This is a genomic window from Pseudonocardia sp. ICBG1142 (assembly GCF_020496255.1).
Taxonomy (GTDB): Bacteria; Actinomycetota; Actinomycetes; order Mycobacteriales; family Pseudonocardiaceae; genus Pseudonocardia.
This window is the reverse complement of record NZ_JAHLJC010000024.1, coordinates 1-13,604: the sequence shown is the minus strand read 5'-3', so window position 1 is coordinate 13,604 and position 13,604 is coordinate 1. Positions and strand designations below refer to the sequence as shown.

13 protein-coding genes are annotated in these 13,604 nt (G+C 62.1%); all 13 read right to left on the bottom strand.

All coding sequences use genetic code 11. The features are described from left to right. A partial coding sequence (locus KPL59_RS13735) for an ATP-binding protein (protein ID WP_226361025.1) occupies window positions 1–1,059 on the bottom strand: 1,059 nt, incomplete at its 3' end. Then, window positions 1,011–1,874 (bottom strand): hypothetical protein, encoded by an 864-nt coding sequence (locus tag KPL59_RS13730; RefSeq protein WP_226361023.1) that lies wholly within the window; start codon window positions 1,872–1,874, stop codon window positions 1,011–1,013. The genes KPL59_RS13735 and KPL59_RS13730, both read right to left, overlap by 49 nt. 1,200 nt (window positions 1,875–3,074) lie before the next feature. After that, entirely contained in the window at window positions 3,075–3,557 is a 483-nt protein-coding gene (locus KPL59_RS37690) for a peptidase inhibitor family I36 protein (RefSeq protein WP_226361022.1), read from the bottom strand. Next, window positions 3,554–3,793, bottom strand: a complete 240-nt coding sequence (locus KPL59_RS13720) for a DUF2283 domain-containing protein (RefSeq protein ID WP_226361021.1) — start codon at window positions 3,791–3,793, stop codon at window positions 3,554–3,556. Before KPL59_RS13720 ends, KPL59_RS37690 begins: the two co-directional genes overlap by 4 nt. A gap of 25 nt (window positions 3,794–3,818) precedes the next feature. Further along, the gene (locus KPL59_RS13715) at window positions 3,819–4,184 is read right to left on the bottom strand and encodes a DUF4258 domain-containing protein (RefSeq protein WP_226361020.1); all 366 of its coding nucleotides are present in this window, start codon (window positions 4,182–4,184) and stop codon (window positions 3,819–3,821) included. A gap of 1,078 nt (window positions 4,185–5,262) precedes the next feature. Further along, window positions 5,263–5,784 carry a J domain-containing protein gene (locus tag KPL59_RS13710; protein ID WP_226361019.1) on the bottom strand — a complete coding sequence of 174 codons (522 nt, stop codon included), beginning with the start codon at window positions 5,782–5,784 and terminating at the stop codon, window positions 5,263–5,265. After that, window positions 5,781–7,715 (bottom strand): hypothetical protein, encoded by a 1,935-nt coding sequence (locus tag KPL59_RS13705; protein WP_226361024.1) that lies wholly within the window; start codon window positions 7,713–7,715, stop codon window positions 5,781–5,783. Before KPL59_RS13705 ends, KPL59_RS13710 begins: the two co-directional genes overlap by 4 nt. Further along, window positions 7,667–8,530 (bottom strand): hypothetical protein, encoded by an 864-nt coding sequence (locus KPL59_RS13700; protein ID WP_226361023.1) that lies wholly within the window; start codon window positions 8,528–8,530, stop codon window positions 7,667–7,669. The genes KPL59_RS13705 and KPL59_RS13700 overlap by 49 nt, the downstream gene beginning before the upstream one ends. A gap of 1,200 nt (window positions 8,531–9,730) precedes the next feature. Beyond that, window positions 9,731–10,213 (bottom strand): peptidase inhibitor family I36 protein, encoded by a 483-nt coding sequence (locus KPL59_RS37685; protein ID WP_226361022.1) that lies wholly within the window; start codon window positions 10,211–10,213, stop codon window positions 9,731–9,733. Then, a complete protein-coding gene (locus KPL59_RS13690; RefSeq protein WP_226361021.1) occupies window positions 10,210–10,449 on the bottom strand; it encodes a DUF2283 domain-containing protein in 240 nt (79 codons plus the stop codon). Before KPL59_RS13690 ends, KPL59_RS37685 begins: the two co-directional genes overlap by 4 nt. 25 nt (window positions 10,450–10,474) lie before the next feature. Continuing rightward, window positions 10,475–10,840, bottom strand: a complete 366-nt coding sequence (locus tag KPL59_RS13685; RefSeq protein ID WP_226361020.1) for a DUF4258 domain-containing protein — start codon at window positions 10,838–10,840, stop codon at window positions 10,475–10,477. Window positions 10,841–11,893: 1,053 nt separating this feature from the next. Beyond that, entirely contained in the window at window positions 11,894–12,415 is a 522-nt protein-coding gene (locus tag KPL59_RS13680; RefSeq protein WP_226361019.1) for a J domain-containing protein, read from the bottom strand. Further along, on the bottom strand, window positions 12,412–13,248 hold the full coding sequence (locus tag KPL59_RS13675; RefSeq protein ID WP_226361018.1) for a TraG/TraD/VirD4 family protein: 837 nt from the start codon (window positions 13,246–13,248) through the stop codon (window positions 12,412–12,414). Before KPL59_RS13675 ends, KPL59_RS13680 begins: the two co-directional genes overlap by 4 nt. Window positions 13,249–13,604: the final 356 nt, after the last annotated feature.

The following is a 13,604-nucleotide window of genomic DNA, read 5'->3' as shown; positions in this document are numbered from 1 at the left end:
CGGAGGGCCTTCTTCCGGCGCATCGATGAGCAGGTGCAGCAGACCCCGCTGCAGCACGTCATAGAAGCGATGCTCAGTCTTCGCCAGGGCGTGTAGGGACGCCTGGAGCTGGCGTGGGGGGAGCCGCCACATGTTGAGCCGGTCAACGAACGGGAAGATCCCGACCCGCGCCGGTGCCAGGCCCAGGGCCTCCATCTCCTCGGCCCATTCCACCGCCTGGTCCCCACCCTGGCGACCACCCTTGCAGTCGACGAAGATGGTCAGTGGCCGCGTGGAGTACACGTCCCGGGACCCCGAGCCAGATAGGGACTGGCTCGACTCCCGGTAGGTGCTCCACGCGGCTTCTGTCCATCCGCAGCTGAGCCGGATCAACGTCGTCGACTTCCCCGACCCCGTCGACCCCACCGCCGCCATATGCCGTTTAATCCGTTCCATTGGAACATCAAAATATGGTGCGTTCCGTTTCCCCACCGCCTGTCCCAACAGCTCCGGATGCGGATACACGTCCTCATACTTGTGACCCAGGATCACTCTCTGCCCTCTCGATAGTGGTGTGATCTCATGCTTCGCCCGCAGCCTGGCATTCCATTCCTGGCGCTTCTGTTGCCGATACACATGCCGCTCACCCTTCACTCCTTCCTTTCCGGATCGCATCCGCCGCGTATAGCGGTGCCACCATATCCACGCCCCCAAGCACGACAGCAGCAACGTGCCACCGGTCGCATTCACGAATGCGTGCCACCACATCCCCGCCCACGCCTGCTCGATGGCCGTCTTCATTGTTGTGAGTGGCGCGAACCAGTCATCGACCCACCACGCCGCAATCACACTCGCCCCGAGCACCACGAAGAACACATTCCGCAGCCGGGACGGATGCCATCCCTTCAACGAAGCACCCGCCACGATCCCAGCACCCAGGATGATCCCCGGCAGCAAGACCACTCCCGCCGCGACTATCGCCGCGAGAAGTATCCCGGCAATACTTCCCTGCGCCCATGCTGGCCACTCCATCACTCTCCACCTACCTTCAGGCGCCGAACCCAACCCTTCGGTTGCCATGCAGGAACCTCCTCTTCCAAGCTTCTGACATGAAACTGGAATTTCTCTCCCAATCGTTGCGGATTGGGGGAATTCCTCATCTGAATCTCGCTTCGAACGCTGTACTCCTTCGTCACATCCTCGATCACCGGCAAAGCCACCGGCGAACACCAATAGGCGATACCTGAACAGTTCAAATCCCGTGCTCTCCTTTGAATCTCTGGCAATAACCCGTCATGCAAGTTCACCCCACCTGTTCCCGACTCTCTCTCCTTAGAGAGGTACCGAGTTCGAGCTTTTGCCGTCAGCTCGACCTCAATCAGCACGCGGTTTCCGTTCTCTAGAATCTCGACTCCGTCTGGCATGTGTGGGTATTCCTCGTCTTTGAGACGCCAGCCGTGTTCATGCCATAGGCTTCGCTCGGATTCCCACCGGTCCAACGCGAACCCTGTTCGGCGCGCCCGGACTGCCGCCACTGCACGGGTATGTGCCGCTGTAGTGGGGCGGGGTTTCCATTCCCGCGCGTTCCATCCTAGGAATTGATCTGTGGTTGCCTTTGTCGGCCACACCCAGGCTGATCCCGCGTCGACGTAGTCACGCTTGACCCAGCCCGCCTGTTCCCAACGCCGCACAATCTGCCGGGCTCGTTCTTCTGTGACGTTCAGGTGGTGCTGGAGGAGGTCCATGGGGATGCCGTACATGTGCGCCATCCACTCCATGAGTTCGGCATCTCGTGCTGTCCTGCGGGCTGTTCCGGCGTCGCTTCGCTTCGCTCGTTTCGGCTGTGCTTCTTCTGGCATTGCCTGGCCTCCTATCTGGATCATGTTCTGCTTCATGCTCTGGTCACTGCCCCTGCATGGGGTTCTTGTTGTTTTGTGCTGTTCTGTCTGTCTGGGGCTCTGCCCTGCTCGGCTTCGCCTTCGCTGGCCTTCTGTGTGCCGTTGCCTTCTGCGTAGCCATTCGGTTTTACCCCTTCATTGGTGCTCTTTTTTCTCTCCCCTCTACGTACCGCACGCCCCTCTCAGCCACACCCCCTTGCCAACCCCCTGTCTGTTGATCTTGTTTTTGATCTTGTTTTTGATCTTGTTGACTTGCCTTCCCGCCGCCACCGCGCGACACCTCAGTTCCTCGTCGCGAAGCAGAGGGAGTGAGGTGTCGCGCGGTGGCGGCGGGAAGGCCCCCCACGAAACCGCAGGTCAACTCCCTCCCCCACCGCTTAAACCCCTGTTTTTCACCCATGGCACTAGCCATGGGTTTTCAATGTCCTTTCCAAGGTGTTTCACACCGTATACCAACCCCCTCTTCTCTGTCCATGCTCCGATGGAGTGGCCGTGAGGTCGCGGTGTGTGGGGCGCGCCCGGAGGGCGCACCCTAGGGGTTGGGGGCCTCCTGTCCGTCACCTGGGCGTAGCCAGACCAGGGCTTTGCCAGGGGGCAACCCATGGGGTTCGGGTTGCCCCCTGGCAAAGGTCTGGTATCCCTTTGGGCAGGTGATGGGCAGGAGGCCCCCAACCCCGATTCCAGGGGGAGGAACCGTGCACTAGCCGAGTGCTATTCAGCCGGGTTTGTCCTCCTGTCCGGAGCCTGCCCAGCGGCGAGCGTCTGCCTTTGATCTTCGCTCTTTGTTCCGCCTTCGGCGGAATCCCTCCGGGGGCCCTCCGGGGGCCCTCCGGGGGCCCTCCGGGGGCCCTCCGGGGGCCCTCCGGGGGTCGGGCGCTCGCCGCCCCGAACCCCGGCAGACTCCGGACAGGGGCTACGGTCCTCCCGGCCCTGTCCATCATCTGCCACAAGGGATACCTGACCCCCCACCGAATGCAAGGGACACCCCACCCTTGCATTCGGTGGGCCGCCAGGTCTGGCTCCGCCCAGATGACGGACAGGGCCGAAAGAACCTCCAAGACAAGCCCGTTACACACAAACAGGGCGGACCCCTATCGGGGTCCGCCCTGCCTGATTGAGAAAGGGACGCTAGTAGCCGTCCCGCTCGAACCTCTCCACCCGCTCAGCCCATCATCGGAGAGATGATCTCAGCACAGTTCACCCATGCACATGGATTGCAGCGTTTGACCAATACGGGTCCATTGCTGCTGTCCTGCCGCACCCTTCTAGCACGAGTACGCCTCCCACCCCATCGCCGAGCATTCCGTCATCTGGACAAAGCTGATTGTTTCTCCACGACTTCACTTTCCCTCCGAAACCATAATCATCCAGCCTGTGCCAGTGCTCGTCACTGAATATCAGCCGCCGACCGTTGCCGCCCGTCGATCCGTACAGACACAGCCATCCCCAGGCGCAATCGAACGCTCCTCCTTGATACTCCTGGGGAGTTCGGTTTCCACTGTGAGCATCCGCTGCCGCGTTCGCCTCGGCATTGTTAGAGAAACACTCATACTGTTTCGGCGCATACACCACACAAGACTGCCCCGAGCCCTCCTTCCTGCTCTCTCCCGCAGCGGCTGAGCCTGTAATTGACAACAAGACTCCCACTGCAACCAACAGTCCACCTACCGCCTTCTTCATTCCCCATTCTCGCCTTCGCTGAGCCATCTACCCGGCAACCGCTTCGACGCGTTCAGAATCTCCAGACCTACCATCCGGCCTTTTCCTTCGTTCTCAAAATCCAACGCTCCGTACATGACGCCTTGTCGATCTTCCACTAAAGCTGTGCGAACTCGACGTGCATCGTCCGCAGACAGCCTTTCGAAACGAAGGTAGGCCACATCGCCAGACGTATCCAGTTCCAGCGTTACTGACACTTCTCGCTTGGTAATCATTTCACCCTCAAATCACCGGGTGGACTGTGACGACCCAGCCACTCCCGTTAATAACCACGGCGAATGGAGTATCCGCCTCCATAATCTTCCAGGTTCCATCTCCTTGATTGATCCCCTCTGGTCCGAAACGAACCAGCGCGTTCACTTCTTTCTCTCCGATATCGCGTTCGCTCATGCGGAGCTTCGCATGGATGGTGTAGCCCGCGATATGACGCGGGCGGTTAGCGAACTTTTCTGAAGTAAATCCCCAAGAAAGGGATGCCCCCTGAGTCGGAGATTTTAAATCGGAAGCCAGTGCAGGACTCGAACTCGCTCCTAGCGCCGCCATAAATAGCAGAATAGTCACAGTAGTTGCACGAAGAAAACGTTTCATTTATGCACTAGATCATGCTGAGTGGACGCTCGCAAGGGCTCGGGGCTCGCTGGGCTCGGGGCTCGCTGGGCTCGGGGCTCGCTGGGCTCGGGGCTCGCTGGGCTCGGGGCTCGCTGGGCTCGGGGCTCGCTGGGCTCGGGGCTCGCTGGGCTCGGGGCTCGCTGGGCTCGGGGCTCGCTGGGCTCGGGGCTCGCTGGGCTCGGGGCTCGCGGGGCTCGCTGGGCTCGGGGCTCGCTGGGCTCCGTAGGAGCTTGTCCTCCCTGCCGGAGGGAGGGCAGCGAAGGGAGCCCCCCCCCTACCCGGTCAACGGCGCGCGGATGCGCAAGGTTGACCGGGTAGGGGGGAGACTCGGATCGAACGGTCGCGGCTGTTCTGCCGTCGGTCGGTTGCTTCGGTCGCGTGTCCCGGGCACCGCGTTACTGATGCCCCAGGGCGGGATGTCCAGTCAGTCTGTCGCATCGGCTACTGCGTTGAACACGTCCGATGCGCACCCCCTCTGCGGGGGTCAGCCTGGGCCTGCCGTGTTCCGCTCCATCCTGTGGAGCAACGGCTGCTGCTGATCTGGTCCAGCTGCAGGTTTTTACCTTCTGAGGGACCGGACCCTGGGCCGGGACGTTTGGTTACCCAGTTCTCGATGCATCTGGGAGCGTGACGAGCGTGTCGCTGGTGCCCGGGAGCGTCTGGCCGCTACCCTGACCATTCATTTGTGTTGTGTTCAGCTCACAGTGAACCAGATGCCCCCGCCCCGGCGGGGGCATCTGTGTATCTACGCAGCTCACACGGGGTGTCGCTCCAGCCCTAGAGTGGCGTCGTGGCTATCGACCGAGGCATGCGAGTCCCCTGGGAGATCGGGACCGCCTACTGCCCCACCTGCTCAGCGGTGAAGGGCGAGCCCTGCACCGAGCGCCGACCCCGACCCCACCGAGGACGCCGCTTCCGCCGCCAGGTCCACCCAGCCCGCCGCGCCGCCCAGAGCCCGACCGTTCAACGGAAGCCTCCAACACAATAATTGCGCGATCCACACGCAAAGCAGGGCGAGCCCTCTACGAGACCCGCCCTGCTCTGCCGAGAAGGAACGCTAGTAACCGCCCCGCTCGAACCTCTCCACCCGCTCAGCCGTCATCGTGGGGAGTGGTCCAGTATCCCATCCTGGATCACTGTTCACTGCTTCCTGGCCTGTCTTCTTACTCAGTGGTCGACCTATCGCGAGATAGGCCAGACGGATAATCACTGCGCCCGCGACCAGGACTGTGACAGCCCCGTAGAACGGGACCCCGAAGAGTAAGGGGATCAGGATGAGCACCGCCGCCTCGACCATCCCCATGACGATTGCGAGGAGGGTGAACTTGCTGCGGACCCAGACCACCGGCCCGATGCCCGGCACTGGGTTTTCCCGTGACTCTTCTGGAGTGTCCACCCACGCTTCGGAAAGAAGGTAGGTGTAGGCATCGCAGATGTCCTGAAAGTCCGTCTTCGAACCACCGATGTCGGGATGGTGCTCCCTGGCTGCCTTCCGGTAGGCGGAGTGCAGGACCTGGGGGCTCGCCGCAGGTGAGACTTTGAGGCGTTGCGCAGCCGCCTCCCGGGACAGGGTGCTCATTTCTTCCACCCCGGAATCTGCTCCTCCAGAGTCTTGTCCCGGCCCTTGAGCAGTGCGACTGGCTGCTTCGCATGCCCAGCCACCAGCAGATTCCGCTTCGCCGACCCGGTGATAACCTTGCTCGGAAGCCTCCTCGTCTTATCCACCGGCTTCACGACCCCGTAGGTAACTTTCTCCGAGTTCGTATAAATCCAATGCCCGTCGGGGAGTTGCCGCACCCGGTTCGGGTCCAACAGATAGGCATCCTGCCGCCGGAGACTCCCGGTTCCCGTGAACTCAGACTCCGACAACTGCAACCCGGCCTCACCGACCTTGCGAGACCCAAACCGCTTCGCCAGCGGCTCCGCCGCCTCCGTCCGGCCGATGAGCATTCCCCCACCCATCGCCGACAAGAGCCGTTCTCGTTCGTCCTCGGTGTCCCCGAACCCGTAATAGGACTGCGCCGACGGGATGCAAGCCCCGCCCATCCCCCGAATCCGCTCCACCAGATTCGTCAGACTCCCGGTGAGCTTCCCCGTGATCGCCGAAAACTCATCCACGATGAACAACGTCTGCCGCGGCTGCTGCGACAACTCATACATCAGCAGCTCCAGCAGCACCGCTGCCTTCGCCTCCGCCACAACCCTGTCAATCGAACCCGGCACCAACACATACAAGGCATCGAAGTCAGTGAGGGGCCGCCCGGCGTCGAAGTCGTCCCCCAGCGCCCGGAACAACTCGCTGAACAGCATCAGGTCCGCCGCCAACGGTGACGGCCCCGACCCCGACGACGCCGTCAACGCCCGCACAGCAGCCGACTCCACCGGGTACTTCTCCCAGGTCTCCGTCAGCCACTTCTTCGTTAGCCGCTTCAGCAGCGCCACCGAGTCAGACGGAGGGCCTTCTTCCGGCGCATCGATGAGCAGGTGCAGCAGACCCCGCTGCAGCACGTCATAGAAGCGATGCTCAGTCTTCGCCAGGGCGTGTAGGGACGCCTGGAGCTGGCGTGGGGGGAGCCGCCACATGTTGAGCCGGTCAACGAACGGGAAGATCCCGACCCGCGCCGGTGCCAGGCCCAGGGCCTCCATCTCCTCGGCCCATTCCACCGCCTGGTCCCCACCCTGGCGACCACCCTTGCAGTCGACGAAGATGGTCAGTGGCCGCGTGGAGTACACGTCCCGGGACCCCGAGCCAGATAGGGACTGGCTCGACTCCCGGTAGGTGCTCCACGCGGCTTCTGTCCATCCGCAGCTGAGCCGGATCAACGTCGTCGACTTCCCCGACCCCGTCGACCCCACCGCCGCCATATGCCGTTTAATCCGTTCCATTGGAACATCAAAATATGGTGCGTTCCGTTTCCCCACCGCCTGTCCCAACAGCTCCGGATGCGGATACACGTCCTCATACTTGTGACCCAGGATCACTCTCTGCCCTCTCGATAGTGGTGTGATCTCATGCTTCGCCCGCAGCCTGGCATTCCATTCCTGGCGCTTCTGTTGCCGATACACATGCCGCTCACCCTTCACTCCTTCCTTTCCGGATCGCATCCGCCGCGTATAGCGGTGCCACCATATCCACGCCCCCAAGCACGACAGCAGCAACGTGCCACCGGTCGCATTCACGAATGCGTGCCACCACATCCCCGCCCACGCCTGCTCGATGGCCGTCTTCATTGTTGTGAGTGGCGCGAACCAGTCATCGACCCACCACGCCGCAATCACACTCGCCCCGAGCACCACGAAGAACACATTCCGCAGCCGGGACGGATGCCATCCCTTCAACGAAGCACCCGCCACGATCCCAGCACCCAGGATGATCCCCGGCAGCAAGACCACTCCCGCCGCGACTATCGCCGCGAGAAGTATCCCGGCAATACTTCCCTGCGCCCATGCTGGCCACTCCATCACTCTCCACCTACCTTCAGGCGCCGAACCCAACCCTTCGGTTGCCATGCAGGAACCTCCTCTTCCAAGCTTCTGACATGAAACTGGAATTTCTCTCCCAATCGTTGCGGATTGGGGGAATTCCTCATCTGAATCTCGCTTCGAACGCTGTACTCCTTCGTCACATCCTCGATCACCGGCAAAGCCACCGGCGAACACCAATAGGCGATACCTGAACAGTTCAAATCCCGTGCTCTCCTTTGAATCTCTGGCAATAACCCGTCATGCAAGTTCACCCCACCTGTTCCCGACTCTCTCTCCTTAGAGAGGTACCGAGTTCGAGCTTTTGCCGTCAGCTCGACCTCAATCAGCACGCGGTTTCCGTTCTCTAGAATCTCGACTCCGTCTGGCATGTGTGGGTATTCCTCGTCTTTGAGACGCCAGCCGTGTTCATGCCATAGGCTTCGCTCGGATTCCCACCGGTCCAACGCGAACCCTGTTCGGCGCGCCCGGACTGCCGCCACTGCACGGGTATGTGCCGCTGTAGTGGGGCGGGGTTTCCATTCCCGCGCGTTCCATCCTAGGAATTGATCTGTGGTTGCCTTTGTCGGCCACACCCAGGCTGATCCCGCGTCGACGTAGTCACGCTTGACCCAGCCCGCCTGTTCCCAACGCCGCACAATCTGCCGGGCTCGTTCTTCTGTGACGTTCAGGTGGTGCTGGAGGAGGTCCATGGGGATGCCGTACATGTGCGCCATCCACTCCATGAGTTCGGCATCTCGTGCTGTCCTGCGGGCTGTTCCGGCGTCGCTTCGCTTCGCTCGTTTCGGCTGTGCTTCTTCTGGCATTGCCTGGCCTCCTATCTGGATCATGTTCTGCTTCATGCTCTGGTCACTGCCCCTGCATGGGGTTCTTGTTGTTTTGTGCTGTTCTGTCTGTCTGGGGCTCTGCCCTGCTCGGCTTCGCCTTCGCTGGCCTTCTGTGTGCCGTTGCCTTCTGCGTAGCCATTCGGTTTTACCCCTTCATTGGTGCTCTTTTTTCTCTCCCCTCTACGTACCGCACGCCCCTCTCAGCCACACCCCCTTGCCAACCCCCTGTCTGTTGATCTTGTTTTTGATCTTGTTTTTGATCTTGTTGACTTGCCTTCCCGCCGCCACCGCGCGACACCTCAGTTCCTCGTCGCGAAGCAGAGGGAGTGAGGTGTCGCGCGGTGGCGGCGGGAAGGCCCCCCACGAAACCGCAGGTCAACTCCCTCCCCCACCGCTTAAACCCCTGTTTTTCACCCATGGCACTAGCCATGGGTTTTCAATGTCCTTTCCAAGGTGTTTCACACCGTATACCAACCCCCTCTTCTCTGTCCATGCTCCGATGGAGTGGCCGTGAGGTCGCGGTGTGTGGGGCGCGCCCGGAGGGCGCACCCTAGGGGTTGGGGGCCTCCTGTCCGTCACCTGGGCGTAGCCAGACCAGGGCTTTGCCAGGGGGCAACCCATGGGGTTCGGGTTGCCCCCTGGCAAAGGTCTGGTATCCCTTTGGGCAGGTGATGGGCAGGAGGCCCCCAACCCCGATTCCAGGGGGAGGAACCGTGCACTAGCCGAGTGCTATTCAGCCGGGTTTGTCCTCCTGTCCGGAGCCTGCCCAGCGGCGAGCGTCTGCCTTTGATCTTCGCTCTTTGTTCCGCCTTCGGCGGAATCCCTCCGGGGGCCCTCCGGGGGCCCTCCGGGGGCCCTCCGGGGGCCCTCCGGGGGCCCTCCGGGGGTCGGGCGCTCGCCGCCCCGAACCCCGGCAGACTCCGGACAGGGGCTACGGTCCTCCCGGCCCTGTCCATCATCTGCCACAAGGGATACCTGACCCCCCACCGAATGCAAGGGACACCCCACCCTTGCATTCGGTGGGCCGCCAGGTCTGGCTCCGCCCAGATGACGGACAGGGCCGAAAGAACCTCCAAGACAAGCCCGTTACACACAAACAGGGCGGACCCCTATCGGGGTCCGCCCTGCCTGATTGAGAAAGGGACGCTAGTAGCCGTCCCGCTCGAACCTCTCCACCCGCTCAGCCCATCATCGGAGAGATGATCTCAGCACAGTTCACCCATGCACATGGATTGCAGCGTTTGACCAATACGGGTCCATTGCTGCTGTCCTGCCGCACCCTTCTAGCACGAGTACGCCTCCCACCCCATCGCCGAGCATTCCGTCATCTGGACAAAGCTGATTGTTTCTCCACGACTTCACTTTCCCTCCGAAACCATAATCATCCAGCCTGTGCCAGTGCTCGTCACTGAATATCAGCCGCCGACCGTTGCCGCCCGTCGATCCGTACAGACACAGCCATCCCCAGGCGCAATCGAACGCTCCTCCTTGATACTCCTGGGGAGTTCGGTTTCCACTGTGAGCATCCGCTGCCGCGTTCGCCTCGGCATTGTTAGAGAAACACTCATACTGTTTCGGCGCATACACCACACAAGACTGCCCCGAGCCCTCCTTCCTGCTCTCTCCCGCAGCGGCTGAGCCTGTAATTGACAACAAGACTCCCACTGCAACCAACAGTCCACCTACCGCCTTCTTCATTCCCCATTCTCGCCTTCGCTGAGCCATCTACCCGGCAACCGCTTCGACGCGTTCAGAATCTCCAGACCTACCATCCGGCCTTTTCCTTCGTTCTCAAAATCCAACGCTCCGTACATGACGCCTTGTCGATCTTCCACTAAAGCTGTGCGAACTCGACGTGCATCGTCCGCAGACAGCCTTTCGAAACGAAGGTAGGCCACATCGCCAGACGTATCCAGTTCCAGCGTTACTGACACTTCTCGCTTGGTAATCATTTCACCCTCAAATCACCGGGTGGACTGTGACGACCCAGCCACTCCCGTTAATAACCACGGCGAATGGAGTATCCGCCTCCATAATCTTCCAGGTTCCATCTCCTTGATTGATCCCCTCTGGTCCGAAACGAACCAGCGCGTTCACTTCTTTCTCTCCGATATCGCGTTCGCTCATGCGGAGCTTCGCATGGATGGTGTAGCCCGCGATATGACGCGGGCGGTTAGCGAACTTTTCTGAAGTAAATCCCCAAGAAAGGGATGCCCCCTGAGTCGGAGATTTTAAATCGGAAGCCAGTGCAGGACTCGAACTCGCTCCTAGCGCCGCCATAAATAGCAGAATAGTCACAGTAGTTGCACGAAGAAAACGTTTCATTTATGCACTAGATCATGCTGAGTGGACGCTCGCAAGGGCTCGGGGCTCGCTGGGCTCGGGGCTCGCTGGGCTCGGGGCTCGCTGGGCTCGGGGCTCGCTGGGCTCGGGGCTCGCTGGGCTCGGGGCTCGCTGGGCTCGGGGCTCGCTGGGCTCGGGGCTCGCTGGGCTCGGGGCTCGCTGGGCTCGGGGCTCGCTGGGCTCGGGGCTCGCTGGGCTCCGTAGGAGCTTGTCCTCCCTGCCGGAGGGAGGGCAGCGAAGGGAGCCCCCCCCCTACCCGGTCAACGGCGCGCGGATGCGCAAGGTTGACCGGGTAGGGGGGAGACTCGGATCGAACGGTCGCGGCTGTTCTGCCGTCGGTCGGTTGCTTCGGTCGCGTGTCCCGGGCACCGCGTTACTGATGCCCCAGGGCGGGATGTCCAGTCAGTCTGTCGCATCGGCTACTGCGTTGAACACGTCCGATGCGCACCCCCTCTGCGGGGGTCAGCCTGGGCCTGCCGTGTTCCGCTCCATCCTGTGGAGCAACGGCTGCTGCTGATCTGGTCCAGCTGCAGGTTTTTACCTTCTGAGGGACCGGACCCTGGGCCGGGACGTTTGGTTACCCAGTTCTCGATGCATCTGGGAGCGTGACGAGCGTGTCGCTGGTGCCCGGGAGCGTCTGGCCGCTACCCTGACCATTCATTTGTGTTGTGTTCAGCTCACAGTGAACCAGATGCCCCCGCCCCGGCGGGGGCATCTGTGTATCTACGCAGCTCACACGGGGTGTCGCTCCAGCCCTAGAGTGGCGTCGTGGCTATCGACCGAGGCATGCGAGTCCCCTGGGAGATCGGGACCGCCTACTGCCCCACCTGCTCAGCGGTGAAGGGCGAGCCCTGCACCGAGCGCCGACCCCGACCCCACCGAGGACGCCGCTTCCGCCGCCAGGTCCACCCAGCCCGCCGCGCCGCCCAGAGCCCGACCGTTCAACGGAAGCCTCCAACACAATAATTGCGCGATCCACACGCAAAGCAGGGCGAGCCCTCTACGAGACCCGCCCTGCTCTGCCGAGAAGGAACGCTAGTAACCGCCCCGCTCGAACCTCTCCACCCGCTCAGCCGTCATCGTGGGGAGTGGTCCAGTATCCCATCCTGGATCACTGTTCACTGCTTCCTGGCCTGTCTTCTTACTCAGTGGTCGACCTATCGCGAGATAGGCCAGACGGATAATCACTGCGCCCGCGACCAGGACTGTGACAGCCCCGTAGAACGGGACCCCGAAGAGTAAGGGGATCAGGATGAGCACCGCCGCCTCGACCATCCCCATGACGATTGCGAGGAGGGTGAACTTGCTGCGGACCCAGACCACCGGCCCGATGCCCGGCACTGGGTTTTCCCGTGACTCTTCTGGAGTGTCCACCCACGCTTCGGAAAGAAGGTAGGTGTAGGCATCGCAGATGTCCTGAAAGTCCGTCTTCGAACCACCGATGTCGGGATGGTGCTCCCTGGCTGCCTTCCGGTAGGCGGAGTGCAGGACCTGGGGGCTCGCCGCAGGTGAGACTTTGAGGCGTTGCGCAGCCGCCTCCCGGGACAGGGTGCTCATTTCTTCCACCCCGGAATCTGCTCCTCCAGAGTCTTGTCCCGGCCCTTGAGCAGTGCGACTGGCTGCTTCGCATGCCCAGCCACCAGCAGATTCCGCTTCGCCGACCCGGTGATAACCTTGCTCGGAAGCCTCCTCGTCTTATCCACCGGCTTCACGACCCCGTAGGTAACTTTCTCCGAGTTCGTATAAATCCAATGCCCGTCGGGGAGTTGCCGCACCCGGTTCGGGTCCAACAGATAGGCATCCTGCCGCCGGAGACTCCCGGTTCCCGTGAACTCAGACTCCGACAACTGCAACCCGGCCTCACCGACCTTGCGAGACCCAAACCGCTTCGCCAGCGGCTCCGCCGCCTCCGTCCGGCCGATGAGCATTCCCCCACCCATCGCCGACAAGAGCCGTTCTCGTTCGTCCTCGGTGTCCCCGAACCCGTAATAGGACTGCGCCGACGGGATGCAAGCCCCGCCCATCCCCCGAATCCGCTCCACCAGATTCGTCAGACTCCCGGTGAGCTTCCCCGTGATCGCCGAAAACTCATCCACGATGAACAACGTCTGCCGCGGCTGCTGCGACAACTCATACATCAGCAGCTCCAGCAGCACCGCTGCCTTCGCCTCCGCCACAACCCTGTCAATCGAACCCGGCACCAACACATACAAGGCATCGAAGTCAGTGAGGGGCCGCCCGGCGTCGAAGTCGTCCCCCAGCGCCCGGAACAACTCGCTGAACAGCATCAGGTCCGCCGCCACGGTGACGGCCCCGACCCCGACGACGCCGTCAACGCCCGCACAGCAGCCGACTCCACCGGGTACTTCTCCCAGGTCTCCGTCAGCCACTTCTTCGTTAGCCGCTTCAGCAGCGCCACCGAGTCAGACGGAGGCCTTCTTCCGGCGCATCGATGAGCAGGTGCAGCAGACCCCGCTGCAGCACGTCATAGAAGCGATGCTCAGTCTTCGCCAGGGCGTGTAGGGACGCCTGGAGCTGGCGTGGGGGGAGCCGCCACATGTTGAGCCGGTCAACGAACGGGAAGATCCCGACCCGCGCCGGTGCAGGCCCAGGGCCTCCATCTCCTCGGCCCATTCCACCGCCTGGTCCCCACCCTGGCGACCACCCTTGCAGTCGACGAAGATGGTCAGTGGCCGCGTGGAGTACACGTCCCCGGGACCCCGAGCCAGATAGGGACTGGCTCGAC

What these genes read in the sequence shown, in the direction of transcription:
- KPL59_RS13710 (WP_226361019.1), bottom strand. Translation starts at nt 5,784, where the DNA reads ATGAGCACCCTGTCCCGGGAGGCGGCTGCGCAACGCCTCAAAGTCTCA.
- KPL59_RS37690 (WP_226361022.1), bottom strand. Translation starts at nt 3,557, where the DNA reads ATGAAGAAGGCGGTAGGTGGACTGTTGGTTGCAGTGGGAGTCTTGTTG.
- KPL59_RS13730 (WP_226361023.1), bottom strand. Translation starts at nt 1,874, where the DNA reads ATGAAGCAGAACATGATCCAGATAGGAGGCCAGGCAATGCCAGAAGAA.
- KPL59_RS13700 (WP_226361023.1), bottom strand. Translation starts at nt 8,530, where the DNA reads ATGAAGCAGAACATGATCCAGATAGGAGGCCAGGCAATGCCAGAAGAA.
- KPL59_RS37685 (WP_226361022.1), bottom strand. Translation starts at nt 10,213, where the DNA reads ATGAAGAAGGCGGTAGGTGGACTGTTGGTTGCAGTGGGAGTCTTGTTG.
- KPL59_RS13680 (WP_226361019.1), bottom strand. Translation starts at nt 12,415, where the DNA reads ATGAGCACCCTGTCCCGGGAGGCGGCTGCGCAACGCCTCAAAGTCTCA.
- KPL59_RS13705 (WP_226361024.1), bottom strand. Translation starts at nt 7,715, where the DNA reads ATGGCAACCGAAGGGTTGGGTTCGGCGCCTGAAGGTAGGTGGAGAGTG.
- KPL59_RS13715 (WP_226361020.1), bottom strand. Translation starts at nt 4,184, where the DNA reads ATGAAACGTTTTCTTCGTGCAACTACTGTGACTATTCTGCTATTTATG.
- KPL59_RS13685 (WP_226361020.1), bottom strand. Translation starts at nt 10,840, where the DNA reads ATGAAACGTTTTCTTCGTGCAACTACTGTGACTATTCTGCTATTTATG.